The sequence below is a fragment of the Nostoc sp. genome, from assembly GCF_036919495.1.
Classification (GTDB): Bacteria; Cyanobacteriota; Cyanobacteriia; order Cyanobacteriales; family Nostocaceae; genus Nostoc.
Genome location: NZ_JBALBZ010000029.1, coordinates 40,168 through 56,154, shown reverse-complemented (window position 1 = coordinate 56,154; position 15,987 = coordinate 40,168). Strand labels below are relative to the sequence as shown.

Here is a 15,987-nt window from a genome sequence, read left to right as displayed (position 1 = left end):
TAAAGAACTCCTGCCTCCTCTTTCCCAATGCCCCATGCCCCATGCCCAATATCCAGAGACTAGTATGCCAAGAACACAAAAGAACGATAATTTTGTTGACAAATCCTTTACAGTGATGGCAGATATCATCCTGAAGATCCTGCCAACCAACAAAAAAGCTAAAGAAGCGTTTGTTTATTATCGAGATGGCATGTCAGCCCAAGCAGAAGGGGAATATGCTGAAGCATTGGAATATTATGAAGAAGCTCTAACACTAGAGGAAGATACCAACGATCGCGGCTATATTCTCTACAATATGGGGCTAATCTATGCCAGCAACGGCGACCACAAAAAAGCTTTAGAACTGTATCACCAGGCAGTTGAGTTAAACCCACGGATGCCCCAAGCCTTGAACAACATCGCCGTGATTTATCACTACCAAGGCGAAAAAGAGAAAGAAGCTGGAGATAACGAGGCTGGCGAAGCACTCTTTGATCAAGCAGCAGACTATTGGATTCGAGCTATTCGGATGGCTCCCAATAACTACATTGAAGCTCAAAACTGGCTAAAAACCACCGGGCGATCGCAAATTGACGTATTCTTCTAAAAGTGATGAGTTAGGAATTATGAACCATTCAATCCTAACTCTTGTACAGACGCGATTAATCGCGTCTCTCCTAATAGACGCGATTAATGCCATCTCTCCTAACTCCTAACTAAAAAAATATGATTGACCAAGAACAAGTTCATAAAGTAGCTCATCTTGCTCGTTTAGAATTAACTCCCGAAGAAGAAAAACAATTCACTACTCAGTTAGGAAGTATTCTGGATTATATTCAACAGTTGGATGAACTTGATGTTAATAATGTGCCCCCAACAACGCGGGCAATTGATGTTAGCAACATCACACGAGAGGATAAATTGCAACCCTATCCTGAACGAGAAAGCATCCTCAACAGTGCGCCTGAACAGGAAGGCGAATTTTTCAAAGTACCAAAAATCCTCAACGCTGAATAGTCAGCCCCTTCTCTATGGAATGCTGCGCGAACGGAGAAGTCAAAAGTCAAAAGTTTTAGATTCTTGACCGTGCCAATTTTAGATTAAAAAATTAAAAATTATTTCGATTCATGCCCTGAGCAAGCAGTTGGCTGGGCGGAACAATCTAAAACCAAAAATTGAAAATCCAAAATTGTTTGACTTTTGACTAATAACTAAGGAGATAATTATGGGTTTGGGAATTCTTAAAGATGGCCAGTGGATATCTCAAAGGGATCAAGAAGACTCAGAAGGTAAATTTATCCGTCCATCAACTACTTTTCGCAACCATATTACAGCTGATGGTTCTAGTGGGTTGAAAGCTGAAGCAGGGCGCTATCATCTGTATATTTCTTGGGCTTGCCCTTGGGCGTGTCGTACTGCCATTCTCCGCCAATTAAAAGGACTCCAAGATGTCATTGGGTTATCAGTTGTTGCCGCAGAAATTGATCAAAATAGCTGGGAATTTGGTGATGAACCAGGGTGCATTCCCGATACAGTCAACGGGACTCAATATCTTTGGCAACTTTATCTAAAAGCTGACCCTAACTATAGCGGTCGGGTGACAGTTCCAGTTTTATGGGATATCCAAAATGGGACAATTGTCAATAATGAATCCCGCGAAATCATTCGGATGTTTGATACAGAATTCAATGCTTTCGCTAAACAAAATATCAACTTTTATCCAGAACATTTACAAAAAGTAATTGACGAGACAATTGATAAAATTTATCAACCAATAAATAATGGTGTCTACCGGGCGGGATTTGCTACCACTCAGTCTGCTTATGATGAAGCAGTAACGGAATTATTCACCGCTCTTGACTACTGGGAAAAAGTATTAGCAAATCAACGCTATCTTTGTGGAAATCAAATTACTGAAGCAGACTGGTGTATTTTCACTACTCTGTTTCGTTTCGATGTAGTTTATTATGTGCATTTCAAGTGCAACTTACGCAGAATTGTCGATTATCCCAATCTGTGGAATTATCTCAAAGAACTTTACCAACTGCCGGGAGTGAAAGAGACTTGCAATCTTGACCACATCAAACGGCATTATTACAGAAGCCATCCTCAAGTTAACCCAACTCGCATCGTTCCAAAAGGGCCACTGATTGATTTTGATGCATCCCATAACCGGGATAAAATATTTGCTTAATTGTTTTATTGGCTTGTCGTGTCATCGGTTTATGAGTATTACATGCAGCCCAGAACTTAGTACCATTCATCTGGGATAAAAAATTTTAAAGCGTTAATTTTGGCAAAATATACCTAATTCAGTACAAATACTCAAAATTACATTAATTCGATAAAGTTGAGGGGATATTTGAAAAGTCCTTTTGTCGAGCTTGAAAACAACTAGCAGTTGTGGGGGGTTCTTCTTTTAAAAGAAGTTACAAAATTTCGGTTAAAGCGCCCAACATTAGACGATAAGGATAAATCCCCAACCACCCAGATATGACCCCGTAAAGACACCCAAAAGGGAGCCGTTGAATAATTAACTTATGAGAAAAGTCTTCGTGAGTTTCTACGGTTATAACAGAAGGCGACATTAGGATACACTGGCTTTTGAATACACCGGAAGTTCAGCAGCAACAAACAAAATCGCTGCTAGTGACTTCCTGCCAAGTATCCTATTGCTTTTTGCTGTATGAAACTTACTTAAATCTACGGCGAGTCTTCCTCAAGAAGGTTTCTGAGCATCTAAAAAGACTCCCACTGTTTTGAGGCTATAGCCTTAGAATATTTACAAGCTTTACTTACGAATTACCTGTCTCTAGAGAAAGTACCGTTTTTGCTGTCTAAGCTGACATTCTACCTGTTTCGATTCGTATCTGTGTAGCTTAACAAATCAGCGGATTCATTAATATTAAGCCTGTTTTACTATTTAGTTTCTTACGCTGACCTATTAAACTGCTTAGTGTGTTCATTTCACTTTGTTCAATAGCTTTTAGCCCTTATCGCTCCCATGCTGACCCATCACCGCAAGCCCGTGTGCTTATCACTTATTTCCACCGACCTACCAATTTGGTCTGTTGTGGAAACTGCCGCGACATTGTATCAAAAAGATACTGATAGATTCCATTTGCTGCTGACCGCACCACCTCTAATTAGCTGTGAAGTAGAGACTGTCGTAAGTCCAGAGGATACACTGCCCCAAAGTAAGAGCAAAGCTTACGCCCCTAATAGTCCCAGAATTTTGTGGCTGGAGATTTCCCCTTACCGAGTCATTATGACTATGCAAGGTAATGCTCAAGTGAGTTACCGTCACTTTTGGGAACGGGGCGTTTATGGCATTAGTCGCTATTGGTTGCCAACTGAGTCGTTGCAACCTAACAATCCTATTCGTTTACGAAATTTTACTAGTAGCCTAATTCTCAACGGACATCCCTTGCCAGAACATTTGCGTCTGGAATATGAATTATGGGCAGAAAAAGTTCAACTAGGATGCTACATACTGAATTTGGAAATTAAACATTGATGGTTATGGGGAGTAGGGAGTAGGGAAAAGTTTTACCAATACTCAATGCCCCATACCCAATGCTCAATTCCAAATCTTTTTCAACCGAAATAACTGGGTTGGTTTCCAGGTTTCCATTTAATATTGCAACCAACACTTGGCTTTTGGTCGCTTGTAACAGGTTTACCCGCCAGCACTGCTTCAATGGCCGCGCGTAAATCTGCGCCTGTTACGGGTTTACCATTGCTGGGGCGGCTATCATCTAATTGTCCCCGATAAACAAGTTGGCGTTGATCATCAAATACAAAAAAATCAGGTGTGCAAGCTGCTGTGTAAGCCTTTGCCGTTTCCTGACTCTCGTCGTAGCATAAGGTAAAATTAAACCCTTGTTCTGTTGCAAATGCTTGTAACGACTCTGGCGCATCATCTGGGTAATTTTTTGCATCGTTAGCACTGATACCAACGATCGCTAAATCACCTGTAAAATAATCTTTTCCTAACTGGACTAATTCTTGTTGAATGTGCTTTACAAATGGGCAATGCCGACAAATAAACATTACCAACAACGCTTTTTTATCTGCGAAGGTGGAAAGTGAAGTTGCCTTTCCAGATACTACTTCCGGTAGATTAAAATCTGGTGCTTTTGTGCCTAATGGCAACATAGTTGAAGCAGTTAAAGCCATAGTTCACCCAATATTTTTACGCTGATAGCGGCTTTTGCTATCAGTATATTTTTACTCTAGCACTAAGTTTTCCATAAATTAAAAGACGGTAAATTTACCGTCTCTTATATTTGCTAAGAATTAAGTTATGGAAATTAGTTTTTACAGACTTGCCAAAACACCAACGATGCCGTGTCCTGTGAATACTTCTAATGCTATCAAAGAGACAAAACCAATCATTGCTAAACGACCATTGAGCATTTCTGCATAGGGAGTGAAACCAGTGCGATCGCCTTGCTCATCTATATAAACCTTTGGCTCGATCGCAAAGTTGTTCAGTTTGCCTTGGTCGTCAATTATAGCAGTGTTTGTACGCATGGATTTTTCCCTGTCTTCTCTTTATGTAAATAACTGTAACAAAATTATTAATTTTTGTAAAGTATCTTAATCTGCTCAAGTAGAAGTCCCAGCCAGAGATATGATCATGGATCGAGTTCAAAGCTATGTATAACAAACAGGCTCCGCTCCTTCTGCGTAAGCAATCTCAGTCACGGTAGTTTCTCATGGGGGAAACCCCCAAGACCGAACTACCTTACTAATCCATTCCCCAAAAACTAATGCATCGATTTCGAGTAGAGGTTATTGCCAAAACGCCAAACCCGCAGCAGGTGATTTATGCCGCGATGCACCAAGACTATACCGATGGGTTCGTGTATGATGAGCGCGACTCTTGGCCCTCGGAGTCACAAAGCGGCGAAGTTATTGTTAAGCGACTTTTAGCGGGTGAGAGAGGACACTATGGGCCTCTAGAGCATCCCCAGATTGTTTTCAACTGTGGCTACTTTCCTCACAGCGTGATGCAGCAGGCTCGTACTCATCGGGTAGGAGTATCATTTGATGTTCAGTCTTTTAGATACACAGGCAACCAATTTATTGACGTAGTAGAACGTAAGAAAGACATAGAAGATGTTTTTTATCTACGTCCTGTTGGTTATTACACTGATAGGCAAGGAAAAAAGTACCATTATTCACCAGAGCAACGAGCAGCAGACTTGCAGTGGTGTCTAGAAGCAGCTAAACGATATAAAGCTGATTTTGAAGGTGGAATGTCTGAAGAACACGCAAGAGGTAAAGTGCCTTTTGATTATCGCCAGCATTTTGTAGTTAGCTTCAATTTAAGGTCTTTCTTACATTTTTGTGACCTGAGAAATAAGAAAGATGCTCAACTTGAAATTCAAAAGTTGTGTGAAATGATGTGGCCTCATTTTGAAGATTGGGCACCTGCGATCGCACAATGGTATGAAAAGCAGCGTCTAGGTAAGGCAAGATTAGCACCATAATCATATTTTGAGGCAAATATAGCGGTGTGCAGTTCAGTGAGATACATAAACTTTGCTGAAATGATTTGACAGCAAGGACTTTGGTGTTCTCATAGAATCGATAACCGCTATATCATGCTGAATTCGACTCCTAGTTCTGAATTCTCCTTATAAAAAATTTGTAAAATGCTTTCATGCGTCGAGATTCAATATTTTACAAACTGTTTCAACAGTCTCCCACTTTGCTGTTTGAACTAGTGGCAAATCCTCCAAATAATGCAGATAGCTATCGTTTTGATTCAGTCGCCGTAAAAGAACCAAAATTTGAAATTGACGGAGTATTTCTACCACCTGAAAGTGATGGTGCTGGAGTTGTATATTTTTGCGAGGTGCAGTTTCAAAGTGTCTAGGTAAAGCAAGATTAGCACCTTAACTTTTTTGGAGTATTAAAAGTTTCCAGTAAAAAGCTTTTCATCGTTTAGAACCTTGCATTTTTATTTTGCAAAAAAAGATACATTTCTGAGGTAATTACGATGATGATAAAAATAAAATATGCTACGCTGCAATCAATAAAACCTAGTAAATTAGATAAAAATTAGCTCACACATGAGTACATTAAGTGACCAAGATATCAAGCGAGAGTTGGGCAGGGATATACTAATATATCCTTTTAATGAAAGCAACCTTAAAGGAGCAAGTTACAATTTGACAGCAAGTAAGCTTGCGTGGAAAATCCAGGATGGAAAAAGTGCTTATGATAGTTCTGTAGAGAGAATTATTATCCCTAAAAATTCTACGGTTTTAATTCAAACTAATGAAGCTATTTGGGTTTCAAAAAGAATCACTGGAACATATCATTCTAAAGTTGGTTGGGTTTCTCAAGGCATAGGACATATTGGTACAACTTTAGATCCTGATTATATCGGTAATTCTTTAATAGCAGTTCATAACCATAGTGACAAATCTGTACATTTGAAGCCAGAAACAGATACTTTTGTCTCTCTGATGTTTTATTATGTTAAAACCAAATCATCGATTCCACATACTAATGATCCTGGTAGACCAGATATACTAAATGGCGTTCAGCGTAGTGAAGAGGAAAGACGCTGGCTTGATGAGCCTTTTAGAAAAAATGAAACACTTTTAAGAAAACAGCTAAAAGAATCTGAAGTTTTCAAAAAGTTTAAAAAAAATTGGTTAGACAATTTGCTTTATATGCTCCCATATATAATTCTAATATTACTTACAATTTTAAGTTTATGCTTTTATCTTTATCTAGATGCTAATAGCATAGTTCTCTCACAAAAACATTGGTATAATACAGTAAGGTCTATTGCTGATCGAACGACATATTTAGCATTTGGTGCATTAATTGTATTAATTACAAATGATTTGCGTAGAAGCTAGAATATGGAACAAATGATATTTTGAGATCAAAAAAGATGAAACTGAAGATACGAAAATTACACCAATTAGCTATAGTTCCTAAATACGAACATTCAAATGATTCTGGACTAGATTTATTTTCCATAGAAGAAATAAAAATTCCTTGTGGAGAAAGCAGGTTAATACATACTGGTATTTCAATAGAATTACCTCAAGGAACTGAAGCTCAAGTTCGTCCAAGGAGCGGCCTAGCTCTTAAATATCAAATTACAGTTCTTAATACTCCCGGTACAGTAGATGAAGGTTATCGAGGAGAAATAGGTGTAATTTTAATAAATCATGGTAAAAGTCTTTTTAAAGTTACGGAAGGAATGAAAATTGCCCAAATGGTCATCACACCAGTAATTCATGTTGAAGTGGAAGAAGTGGATAACCTCAGTCATACATCTAGAGGAATTGGTGGTTTTGGTTCAACAGGAATGACTGCAAAAATGTAAAATTGCATACTATTTAGATTATACGCGAGCCAAAGTCACAATTTCATGCTGATCCTGATATTTGCCCTGACGGGCTTCATAACTAATAGCGCAGGGTTCGCCTTCTAAAAAGAGTAATTGCACCACACCTTCATTCGCGTAGATGCGACAGTCTGCGCTCGAAGAATTGGAAAATTCTAAAGTTAAATGACCCCGCCATGCAGCCTCAGCAGGAGTTAGATTTGCTATTATGCCACAACGTGCATACGTAGATTTTCCAATGCAAATCACAGTAATATTCTCAGGAACCTCTAGTTTTTCTAGAGCAACCCCAAGTCCATAACTATGAGCAGGTAAAATAAAGTAATTGCCATTAGCATCTGTGTGCAGTGCTGTTGGCTCCAGATTCTGGGGATTAAAGTTTTTTGGATCAACTACAGTTCCGGGGATGTGGCGAAAAATGCGGAACTCAGCCGGAGAAAGGCGTATATCATAGCCATAAGAAGACAAACCGTAGCTAATTACAGGTTGAACCGCTACAGACTCATCTTTTTGTACTTTTCGGATTAAACTTGGCTCAAAGGGTAAAATTAAACCCTTTTGAGCCATTTCAGTAATCCAGATATCGTTTTTAATCACAACTTCACAGCTAATTCAAACCGAATTACTAGGATATCCTGAATTGAGCATTTTATTTAAGGTCGATAACTCCGGCGGATTTCTGTAATTTGATCTGCTACATCCAAAAGAGACTTGGGCATCTCTGGCCCTGTGAGAATTATATCGACGTGGGGAGGGCGTTTTGCCAAAAACGCTAAAACTTCCGTTTCAGGAATTAAACCAAAGTTAATCGCTAAACTTAACTCATCTAAGACAACGAGAGAATACTTACTCTCACACACTACCTGCTGTGTATACTGCCACAGCTTTTGTAAAGCTTGGTTTTCCGTCTCGTCTAAATGTGGTGTATCAATACAACGAGGCAAATCACAGCGAATCCAATCTAAATTTTGTCCTAGTTGTATAGGTCGATCCTGTCCTTGACGAATGCCTCCTTTGAGGAACTGCACTATTAATACTGGCGTTCCTTGTCCAGCTATTCTCAGTGCTTGGGCCATAACAGTTGTAAAAAAGTTGCGATGGGAGCTAGTGAAAACTTGCACTAGTCCTTCCACTGGATATGGTAAGGTAAGGGGTGAATTTATACTTGGAGTTTCTAGCTGGGCAACCATAGGGTAAAGTTCAAAAATTTACAATAAATTAAAGGTTTGTGCTGGGGGTACTTATTACAAATCTGCCTATATAATCTATCTGTTTTTCACAGTTGTGGTGAATTTGGCAAATTGCATTCTTAGTCAAACACTAGGTTTGTGCTGAAGTCAAGAGTTCTGTTGATTTAGATTTACGTATTTTGTCGGTAATTAGTTGCAAAAATGAAAACATTAGAATTACAGTTCCAATTATTTAAAAAAGCTAAGAATAATGTCTGACAATCCCTAAATGTTAGATTTATCGGTTGTTTGGGCAAAACAGACTTAGCAAGTAGTGAATTTGACAGGATGAGGAGTAAAATGTTGTGAAATTTGTGATTCTGGGAGGTTCAGGATCGGGTAAAAGCACTCAAGCACAAAGGCTTTGCAGATACTTTGATATTCCTTTGATTTCTACTGGTGAGATTTTACGGAAAGCGATATCTGGCGATAGCCTGCTCCCGGAGTTGCAATGGTCGGAAGCTGACCCCCGGACTTCTCTTTCTGTTTACGCTAGCCTGAGTGAACTAGGTTACCATGCCCGACCCTATATGCAAAAAGGGGAATTGGTTCCAGACGAAATGATCGTTGAATTGATCCGAACTCGCCTCAGACAACCAGATATTAACTGCGATTGGGTGTTGGAAGGCTATCCCCGTACCGCCTTCCAAGCTGAAGAATTAGATTTTTTCTTGGATAATTTAGAGCAAAAGCTAGATTGGGCAATTTATCTCCAAGTCCCAGAAGCTGTTATGGTTAGCCGATCCTTGGGGCGATCGCTACCAGATGACCAACCAGAAATCGTACAACGCCGTGTAGAATTATTCTACGATCGCACCATTCCAATACTTGAATATTACGATCGTCGTCGCTGCTTGTTGACCATCAACGGCGACCAGTCACCAGATATGGTACAGCAAAATATTTTGACTCTGCTTTCAGTTCCTTAGATAAAGAAGCAGGGGGAGAAGAATTAATAAACAATGCCCACTTCCCAATGCCCAATAACACTAAGGTAATCTTAAGGCAGTATTGTAAAACTTGAGGCAACTCCAATGGCTTGGCAGCGTCCTGACGGTCGTCTTGCTTACGAACTACGTCCGATCAGCTTTCACCCCAATTTCACCCGCTTTGCCCCCGGTTCTGTTCTCGCAAGATGCGGTGATACTCAAGTACTTTGTACTGTTAGCGTTAATAAGGGAGTTCCAAAGTTTCTCGAAGGAACTGGTAAAGGTTGGTTAACTGCTGAGTACCGGATGCTACCATCTGCTACCAAAAAACGGCAAGAAAGAGAATTATTAAAATTATCTGGACGGACGCAAGAAATTCAACGTCTAATTGGCCGCAGTTTACGCGCAGCAGTGGATTTTGAGGCACTGGGAGAACACACGCTAACTGTGGATGCTGATGTGTTGCAAGCAGATGCTGGAACTCGGACAACAGCCATTACAGGCTCGTTTGTGGCGTTGGCTCATGCGATTTCTAAATTGTTACAAGAGGGGGTGTTGGAGCGATCGCCTCTGTGTGGACAGGTAGCAGCAGTTTCCGTAGGATTAGTGGAGGGAGAGCCATTTTTGGATCTGGATTATATCGAAGATGTGGCTGCAACAGTAGATTTTAATGTGGTGATGAATCAACACCTGGGAATCATTGAAGTCCAGGGAACAGCCGAAGAAGGCAGTTTTAGCCGGACTCAGTTAAATCAACTGCTAGATGTCGCCCAAAAAGGAATTCAGGAATTGTTAATTACTCAACGCGAAGCGATCGCTGACTGGGAAGCACTGTTTGTAATTAATTAGTTTTATTAATTTTTAATAAGAATTAATAAATGTATACTTTGTGGCGTTAATCAACAAAGTATCAAGTAACTGGGTGTAAATAAAATAATCATGAGAGTGGCTCCAAATCATTTGGGGTCGAATCCCCCCATGATTTGCTCCTCCTGCCTCCTACCTCCCTGCCTAATGCACGATGTTAAATGTTTCAAAAGTTAAAAAGGAGGATTGTAATAAGTTCGGTATTGTATTGCCAGAAGCCAGCAATATGATGATGAAGCCATGAACAAAACCGTTGAAGTTTTACCGGATCAGCCGGCGCTAGTTGCACGAGCGCTAGAATTAATTCTGTCGAAGTTAGAAACTGCCATTGAGCAGCGAGGGCGGTTTAGCATCGCCTTATCTGGCGGCAGTACACCTAAACCGTTATACGAAGCGATCGCTAATCAAAAACTGCCTTGGGATAAAATTCATATATTCTGGGGAGATGAGCGTTACGTACCACCAGATCACCCTGATAGCAATGAACTGATGACGCGTCAGGCGTGGCTAGATCGTGTTGATATCCCAGCAGCTAACATTCACCCCGTACCAACCTTAGAAGCCAATCCAGAAGTGGCTGCTGCTAAGTATGAACAACAGATGAAAGAATTTTTCAATTCTTCTGGGGTCGAGTTTCCCTCGTTGGATGTAGTATTACTAGGAATGGGTGATGATGCACATACCGCATCTTTGTTTCCCCATACAGAGGCTCTCAAAGTACGCGATCGCCTAGTTACCGTGGGTAACAAAGAGGGAAACCTCAGGATAAGTTTCACATACCCCTTCATCAACGCTGCGAATAGTGTGATTTTTCTAGTTGCTGGTGCTAATAAACGACCAGCTTTGGCGCAAGTATTTGCACCTGTAGCCGATGACTTCACTTACCCATCCCGTTTAATTCGGCCCCAAGGAGAACTTTGGTGGCTGCTAGATGCGGCAGCAGGTTTGGAACTCCAACATTAAACTTGGGAATTGGGCATGGGGCATGGGGCATTGGGCATTGGTCAATATCATAGTTCTTCTTCCCCTGCTCCCCCTGCCTCCCCTGCCCCCTGTCTAAGAGTGTCCAATTAATAGTTCCATCAGCAGTAATTGCTAGAATCTAAAGCTAGGGCCGCCCTCTGCTTGCCAGTCCTAACTATATTTATGATGATCTTGAACAAAGGCTAAATATTGATGATCGTCTGCCCTAATTGCAATCATCCCAACCCTGATGGCGCTGTCCAGTGTGAAGCTTGCTATACACCCTTACCCGCGACTACTAACTGTCCCAGTTGTGGGGCAACTGTGCAGGCAGATGCTGCATTCTGCGGTCAGTGTGGCTATAACCTTCACTCCGCAGGAGTTCCACACGTTCATAATCCGGCAGTTGTAACAGTTACTCCCGATATTCCTGTAGAAGTTCCGCCGTTAATTCCACCCGATCCCCTGCTAGAACTTTTACAACCAGATGCTTTGGGAATAAGTGGTTCTACTAAGTCTCATCCTCCCGAATCATCTTTACCAGCAACGGAACTGGCAGCTCCCCCGGCCGCTCCGCCAGAGGTACCTGTGGCAGAAAGCAGCCCTCCAGAACCAGCACCAACGATCGCAGCTCAACCCGTAGTCTCTGGACAAAGTATTCCTACTCCACCACCGTTGGAACCAGCGCCAGCCCCTGAAGCCGAAGTACAGGAGCTAGCCACACCAGCGCCAACTGCAACTGTTGCCAGAACACAATTACAGCAGGTTACAGGGCGGTTAATCCACGTTCAGAGCGATCGCTTAATTGAATTGCCGCAAAATCTCTCTGTGATTCATATCGGCAAGCCCAATGACCGGATTCCCCCAGATATAGATGTTTCAGGATTTCCCAATTCAGAAATTGTCTCGCGAATTCATGCAGATATTCGCGTCGAGGGAGATGCTCATTATGTAGAGGATGTAGGAAGTTCCAATGGCACTTACATTAATAATTTGCCACTTTTACCAGGAAATCGTCATCGCTTAAGACCAGGCGATCGTATCAGCTTGGGTAAAGGAGACTTAATGACATTCCTTTTTCAACTTGCTTAACTGATTCTCGATCAATTGTGACATCAGTCTTGCAGATTTTGAATTTTGGATTTTAGATTGAAGAAATAATCTAAAATCTAAAATCTAAAATCCAAAATTGAATGCCCCACAAATTAATCGGGGGGATAATCTAAAATTTAAAATCTAAAATCTAAAATCTAAAATTGAGTGACCTATGAGGGAACCAAGCAAAAATTTTGAACCCTTGCTTACCAAAGAAGCCCCGCCAGTTGTTGAACGCATGGGCTTAACCTGGCTAGTTGCAGCAGCGATCGCAACTGCTTTACTCTGGCAAATACCAGCAGGGGATTATATCTTATACCCATTTACAATTCTGGCAACTTGGTTTCATGAAATGGGTCACGGCTTAATGGCACTCCTATTAGGGGGACAGTTTCAGAAATTGCAGATTTTTAGTAATGGTTCTGGTGTCGCAACCTATGGCATTCAGCCGACATTGGGGCCAATTGGCCCGGCAATAGTCGCAGCCGCAGGCCCAATGGGGCCGCCTCTTGCCGGTGCAGGTTTGATTCTGGCTTCCCGCAGTTTTACAGCAGCAACCCTCTGTTTAAAAATATTAGGGAGTTTTTTGCTATTTTCCGCATTAATTTGGGTACGTTCCTCGTTTGGATTGGTGGCAATTCCCTTACTAGGTTTCATAATCTTGGGTATTGCCCTGAAAGCACCTCGTTGGGCACAAGGATTTGCGATTCAATTTCTAGGTGTACAAGCTTGTGTGAGTACGTACCATCAACTTGATTATCTATTTAGTAGTTCTGCTGGCTCCCTTGGACTCTCTGATACAGCGCAAATGCAGCGATATTTGCTTTTACCTTACTGGTTTTGGGGCGGGTTGATGGCGATCGCATCTCTGGTGATTTTAGTCCAAAGTCTCCGCGTTGCCTATCGTTCAGAATGAAAATACAGAGTAGCGATCGCCCTCTTGCAGTCACGAATTCAACCCTTAGTATTTTGATTGCTGAATTAAGTACAGAGTGTCTGAAAGTACAAGCCTTAGTTAACCAGTTACAGTTACCTAGTTTAACTGTTAACCAACAATCTGAAATTCTCGCAGAACTTTTAGCTGCTGCGGTTCATCTGCATAATCATTGTGACGAAGATTTTCAGGCGCTAATTATTGAGGAAATAGAAAATTTGCCTGATGATCAGGATTGACTAGTGATTTTAGTCCAAAATCATTGCGATCGCCAAGCATTACCTAAGCTGACACTTGAGCGCGAATTTCATTTGCACAAGGACGACCCTGTTCAATATCAGCAATATTAGCAAAAGTTGTTTCTGCAATATTGTGAAGAGCTTCTGCTGTAAAAAAGGCTTGATGTCCGGTAATCAGTACATTGGGGAACGTCGTCAGACGCTGGAAAATATCATCTTGAATAATTGCACCAGACAAATCCTCAAAGAACAATTCCGATTCTTGTTCGTAGACATCCACACCGAGATAGCCAATCTTGCCAGACTTCAACCCCTCAATCACTGCTTGAGTATCAATCAGCGCTCCTCGGCTAGTATTAATTAGCATCACGCCTGGCTTAATCTGTTCTATAGTCTCAGCGTTAATCAAGTGATGCGTTTCGGGAGTCAGGGGGCAATGTAGGGAGATAATATCCGAGTTGGCAAATAACTCAGGTAGCTCTACATACTTTCCACCTAGCGCCTCCAATTCTGGATTGCGATAAACGTCATAAGCGAGTATGTGACAGCCAAACCCCTTCATAATCTGTCCTAAAATCAGACCAATTTTGCCCGTGCCGACAATCCCCACTGTGCGCTCATGCAAATTAAATCCTAATAGTCCATCTAAAGAAAAATTGCCTTCTCGGACACGGTTATAAGCCCGATGAATTTTCCGATTCAAGCTTAAAATCAATCCCACAGCATGTTCTGCTACCCCATAGGGTGAATAGGCGGGAACACGCACAACGGTAATTCCTAAATCTGCTGCGGCTTGTAAGTCTACATTGTTAAACCCTGCACAGCGCAAGACAACCAACCGAGTTCCTCGTGAAGCGAGAAGTTCTAAAGTTGGCGCGTCAACCTGGTCATGGACAAATACGCAAACCGCCGGAAATCCGGCGGCGAGGATAGCTGTATCCCGATTTAAACGGGGTTCAAAAAAGACTAATTCGTGTTGGGTACGAGAATTTGCATCTGACAAAAACTTGCGATCGTAGACTTTTGTACTGAAGACTGCTACTTTCATGCAAAACCTCAAACTCTATACTGCACAATGTTCGACTACATAATACCTTGGCAGTTAGATAAGCAATGTCTATGATGGGCTATTAACGATCGCAGCTTTGAACACAAAAGAATTCAGGATTGCTTCAAGGTAGATGACTGACTTTTGCCTGCTCGAAGTAGCCATACATTACCTGAGAAACTTGACGAATAAAATCCCTAGCTCTAATGTCATTATTAGGTCTTCGCACGAAAATTCCTGCTAAATAACGCTTACCTGATGGAGTTTCAATAATACCCGCATCACCTAGTACAAACCTCAGAGTACCTGTTTTATGGGCAATATTTGCACCATAACCTAAGCCAGATGGAAGCAAACTTTTATTGTGACAATGAATCATAATACCTAAAACTTGGGATTGACTTATATCAGAAATTAACTGATTATTTGTAATCAAAGCTGACAGTCGTACCAAGTCTTTTGCACTAGTTTTATTAGTTCCTTGAAAGTCTCCTAACATATTGTGAATCACAGTGCTTTGCAATCCCCAACGGCGAAACTTTTGATTTAATTTAGATGCACCGCCTAAACGGTCGATAATCATATTTGTAGCAGTGTTATCACTAATAGTCATCATTTTAGTTGCAGTTTGCAAGAGACTAAGCTTAGTTCCCACTCGTTGATACTGCATATCTCCAGAACCACCAGTGACATGCTTCCGTTGCATCACCAGAGTTTCGCCTAGTTTAATTCTCCCTGCATCTACTTCCTGAAATAAGGCAATCAAAATCGGATACTTAATTGTGCTAGCGGCAGAAAAAGCTTTATCACCATTAAAATTAAAATAATCCCCTGTTTGTAAGTCCATAAAAAAGATTCCGGGAGTGAGGAATCTATAGCGAGCCATTAATGCTTTAATAGGAGTTTTTAGTTCTGATATCTCGCGTCCTAGAGGAACTATACCAGTAAATTTAGAAGTATTTATTGGGTTGACAGGATCGGTTAAAGGAACCGGAGGAATAAACTTAAGTTTTGGTAGTTGTAAATTAGATTGATTTCCACTCCAGTGATTTATGTTGTTAACCTGATTCGTATTGGGATTTGCTTTGACTGGGGACGATAGTAAAATAATACTTGTAAAGCTCAGTAAGAGCGAGCGTATTTTCATGCAGTGCTGTGAGGATCGTGTTGGATTTATTTACAGAGATTTTCCGAAGAAGTTAATCAAATCCGGATTGATTGACATAGTAATCACTAAGATATCCGATGTCAAGAGATATTAATAATAGATTTTAGGGAACATTGTAAACAAGAATTGTAATAAAAAAATATAAGGGTGAATAT

The 15,987-nt window shown here is 41.0% G+C and carries 19 protein-coding genes and 1 pseudogene; 14 read left to right on the top strand and 6 right to left on the bottom strand.

What is annotated here, in order from left to right; all coding sequences use genetic code 11:
* Positions 1 to 64: 64 nt before the first annotated feature.
* The 4 genes from V7K25_RS03920 (at position 65) to V7K25_RS03905 (ending at position 3,496) form a co-directional block, all read left to right on the top strand.
* On the top strand, positions 65 to 586 hold the full coding sequence (locus V7K25_RS03920; protein WP_229472988.1) for a photosystem I assembly protein Ycf3: 522 nt from the start codon (positions 65 to 67) through the stop codon (positions 584 to 586).
* A 119-nt stretch (positions 587 to 705) separates the two neighbouring features.
* A complete protein-coding gene (gatC, locus tag V7K25_RS03915; RefSeq protein ID WP_335155250.1) occupies positions 706 to 996 on the top strand; it encodes an Asp-tRNA(Asn)/Glu-tRNA(Gln) amidotransferase subunit GatC in 291 nt (96 codons plus the stop codon).
* Between the two features lie 208 nt (positions 997 to 1,204).
* The gene (locus V7K25_RS03910; RefSeq protein ID WP_335155248.1) at positions 1,205 to 2,173 is read left to right on the top strand and encodes a glutathione S-transferase family protein; all 969 of its coding nucleotides are present in this window, start codon (positions 1,205 to 1,207) and stop codon (positions 2,171 to 2,173) included.
* Between the two features lie 810 nt (positions 2,174 to 2,983).
* A complete protein-coding gene (locus V7K25_RS03905; protein WP_322654766.1) occupies positions 2,984 to 3,496 on the top strand; it encodes a hypothetical protein in 513 nt (170 codons plus the stop codon).
* Positions 3,497 to 3,576: 80 nt separating this feature from the next.
* On the opposite strand, the gene V7K25_RS03900 is transcribed toward V7K25_RS03905, so the two are convergent.
* Positions 3,577 to 4,158: a thioredoxin family protein gene (locus tag V7K25_RS03900; RefSeq protein WP_335155244.1), complete on the bottom strand. Its 582-nt coding sequence runs from the start codon at positions 4,156 to 4,158 to the stop codon at positions 3,577 to 3,579.
* Between the two features lie 141 nt (positions 4,159 to 4,299).
* Positions 4,300 to 4,515 (bottom strand): chlorophyll a/b-binding protein, encoded by a 216-nt coding sequence (locus tag V7K25_RS03895; RefSeq protein WP_099101899.1) that lies wholly within the window; start codon positions 4,513 to 4,515, stop codon positions 4,300 to 4,302.
* 239 nt (positions 4,516 to 4,754) lie between these two features.
* Between V7K25_RS03895 and thyX the strand changes: the two genes are divergently transcribed.
* From thyX to dut, 4 genes and pseudogenes are all read left to right on the top strand, one after another.
* Complete coding sequence (thyX, locus tag V7K25_RS03890) at positions 4,755 to 5,477, top strand: FAD-dependent thymidylate synthase (RefSeq protein WP_335155242.1); 723 nt, start codon at positions 4,755 to 4,757, stop codon at positions 5,475 to 5,477.
* Between the two features lie 173 nt (positions 5,478 to 5,650).
* Positions 5,651 to 5,857, top strand: a pseudogene (locus tag V7K25_RS03885) (DUF2887 domain-containing protein); the annotation flags it as partial.
* Positions 5,858 to 6,062: 205 nt separating this feature from the next.
* Positions 6,063 to 6,863 (top strand): dCTP deaminase domain-containing protein, encoded by an 801-nt coding sequence (locus V7K25_RS03880; protein WP_335155241.1) that lies wholly within the window; start codon positions 6,063 to 6,065, stop codon positions 6,861 to 6,863.
* Between the two features lie 35 nt (positions 6,864 to 6,898).
* Positions 6,899 to 7,339 carry a dUTP diphosphatase gene (dut, locus tag V7K25_RS03875; protein WP_335155239.1) on the top strand — a complete coding sequence of 147 codons (441 nt, stop codon included), beginning with the start codon at positions 6,899 to 6,901 and terminating at the stop codon, positions 7,337 to 7,339.
* An 18-nt stretch (positions 7,340 to 7,357) separates the two neighbouring features.
* Here the strand turns inward: dut and dcd are convergent, their stop codons facing one another.
* Both dcd and V7K25_RS03865 read right to left on the bottom strand, forming a co-directional pair.
* A complete protein-coding gene (gene dcd, locus V7K25_RS03870) occupies positions 7,358 to 7,927 on the bottom strand; it encodes a dCTP deaminase (protein ID WP_335155322.1) in 570 nt (189 codons plus the stop codon).
* Positions 7,928 to 8,013: 86 nt separating this feature from the next.
* Complete coding sequence (locus V7K25_RS03865; protein ID WP_335155237.1) at positions 8,014 to 8,550, bottom strand: P-loop NTPase family protein; 537 nt, start codon at positions 8,548 to 8,550, stop codon at positions 8,014 to 8,016.
* 344 nt (positions 8,551 to 8,894) lie between these two features.
* Here V7K25_RS03865 and V7K25_RS03860 point away from each other — a divergent pair, with 344 nt between their 5' ends.
* The 6 genes from V7K25_RS03860 to V7K25_RS03835 all read left to right on the top strand — a co-directional run bounded on the left by V7K25_RS03860 (position 8,895) and on the right by V7K25_RS03835 (position 13,616).
* Positions 8,895 to 9,518 carry an adenylate kinase family protein gene (locus tag V7K25_RS03860; RefSeq protein WP_335155235.1) on the top strand — a complete coding sequence of 208 codons (624 nt, stop codon included), beginning with the start codon at positions 8,895 to 8,897 and terminating at the stop codon, positions 9,516 to 9,518.
* 105 nt (positions 9,519 to 9,623) lie between these two features.
* The gene (rph, locus tag V7K25_RS03855; protein ID WP_335155233.1) at positions 9,624 to 10,367 is read left to right on the top strand and encodes a ribonuclease PH; all 744 of its coding nucleotides are present in this window, start codon (positions 9,624 to 9,626) and stop codon (positions 10,365 to 10,367) included.
* Between the two features lie 258 nt (positions 10,368 to 10,625).
* Positions 10,626 to 11,348 carry a 6-phosphogluconolactonase gene (gene pgl / locus V7K25_RS03850; protein WP_335155231.1) on the top strand — a complete coding sequence of 241 codons (723 nt, stop codon included), beginning with the start codon at positions 10,626 to 10,628 and terminating at the stop codon, positions 11,346 to 11,348.
* A 213-nt stretch (positions 11,349 to 11,561) separates the two neighbouring features.
* Positions 11,562 to 12,440 carry an FHA domain-containing protein gene (locus V7K25_RS03845; RefSeq protein WP_335155229.1) on the top strand — a complete coding sequence of 293 codons (879 nt, stop codon included), beginning with the start codon at positions 11,562 to 11,564 and terminating at the stop codon, positions 12,438 to 12,440.
* Positions 12,441 to 12,615: 175 nt separating this feature from the next.
* Positions 12,616 to 13,359 (top strand): M50 family metallopeptidase, encoded by a 744-nt coding sequence (locus V7K25_RS03840; RefSeq protein WP_335155227.1) that lies wholly within the window; start codon positions 12,616 to 12,618, stop codon positions 13,357 to 13,359.
* Entirely contained in the window at positions 13,356 to 13,616 is a 261-nt protein-coding gene (locus V7K25_RS03835; protein ID WP_335155225.1) for a hypothetical protein, read from the top strand. Before V7K25_RS03840 ends, V7K25_RS03835 begins: the two co-directional genes overlap by 4 nt.
* A 43-nt stretch (positions 13,617 to 13,659) precedes the next feature.
* Here V7K25_RS03835 and V7K25_RS03830 read toward each other — a convergent pair whose 3' ends face one another.
* Positions 13,660 to 14,664 (bottom strand): 2-hydroxyacid dehydrogenase, encoded by a 1,005-nt coding sequence (locus V7K25_RS03830; RefSeq protein WP_335155223.1) that lies wholly within the window; start codon positions 14,662 to 14,664, stop codon positions 13,660 to 13,662.
* Between the two features lie 124 nt (positions 14,665 to 14,788).
* On the bottom strand, positions 14,789 to 15,811 hold the full coding sequence (locus V7K25_RS03825) for a serine hydrolase (RefSeq protein WP_335155221.1): 1,023 nt from the start codon (positions 15,809 to 15,811) through the stop codon (positions 14,789 to 14,791).
* Between the last annotated feature and the right edge of the window lie 176 nt (positions 15,812 to 15,987).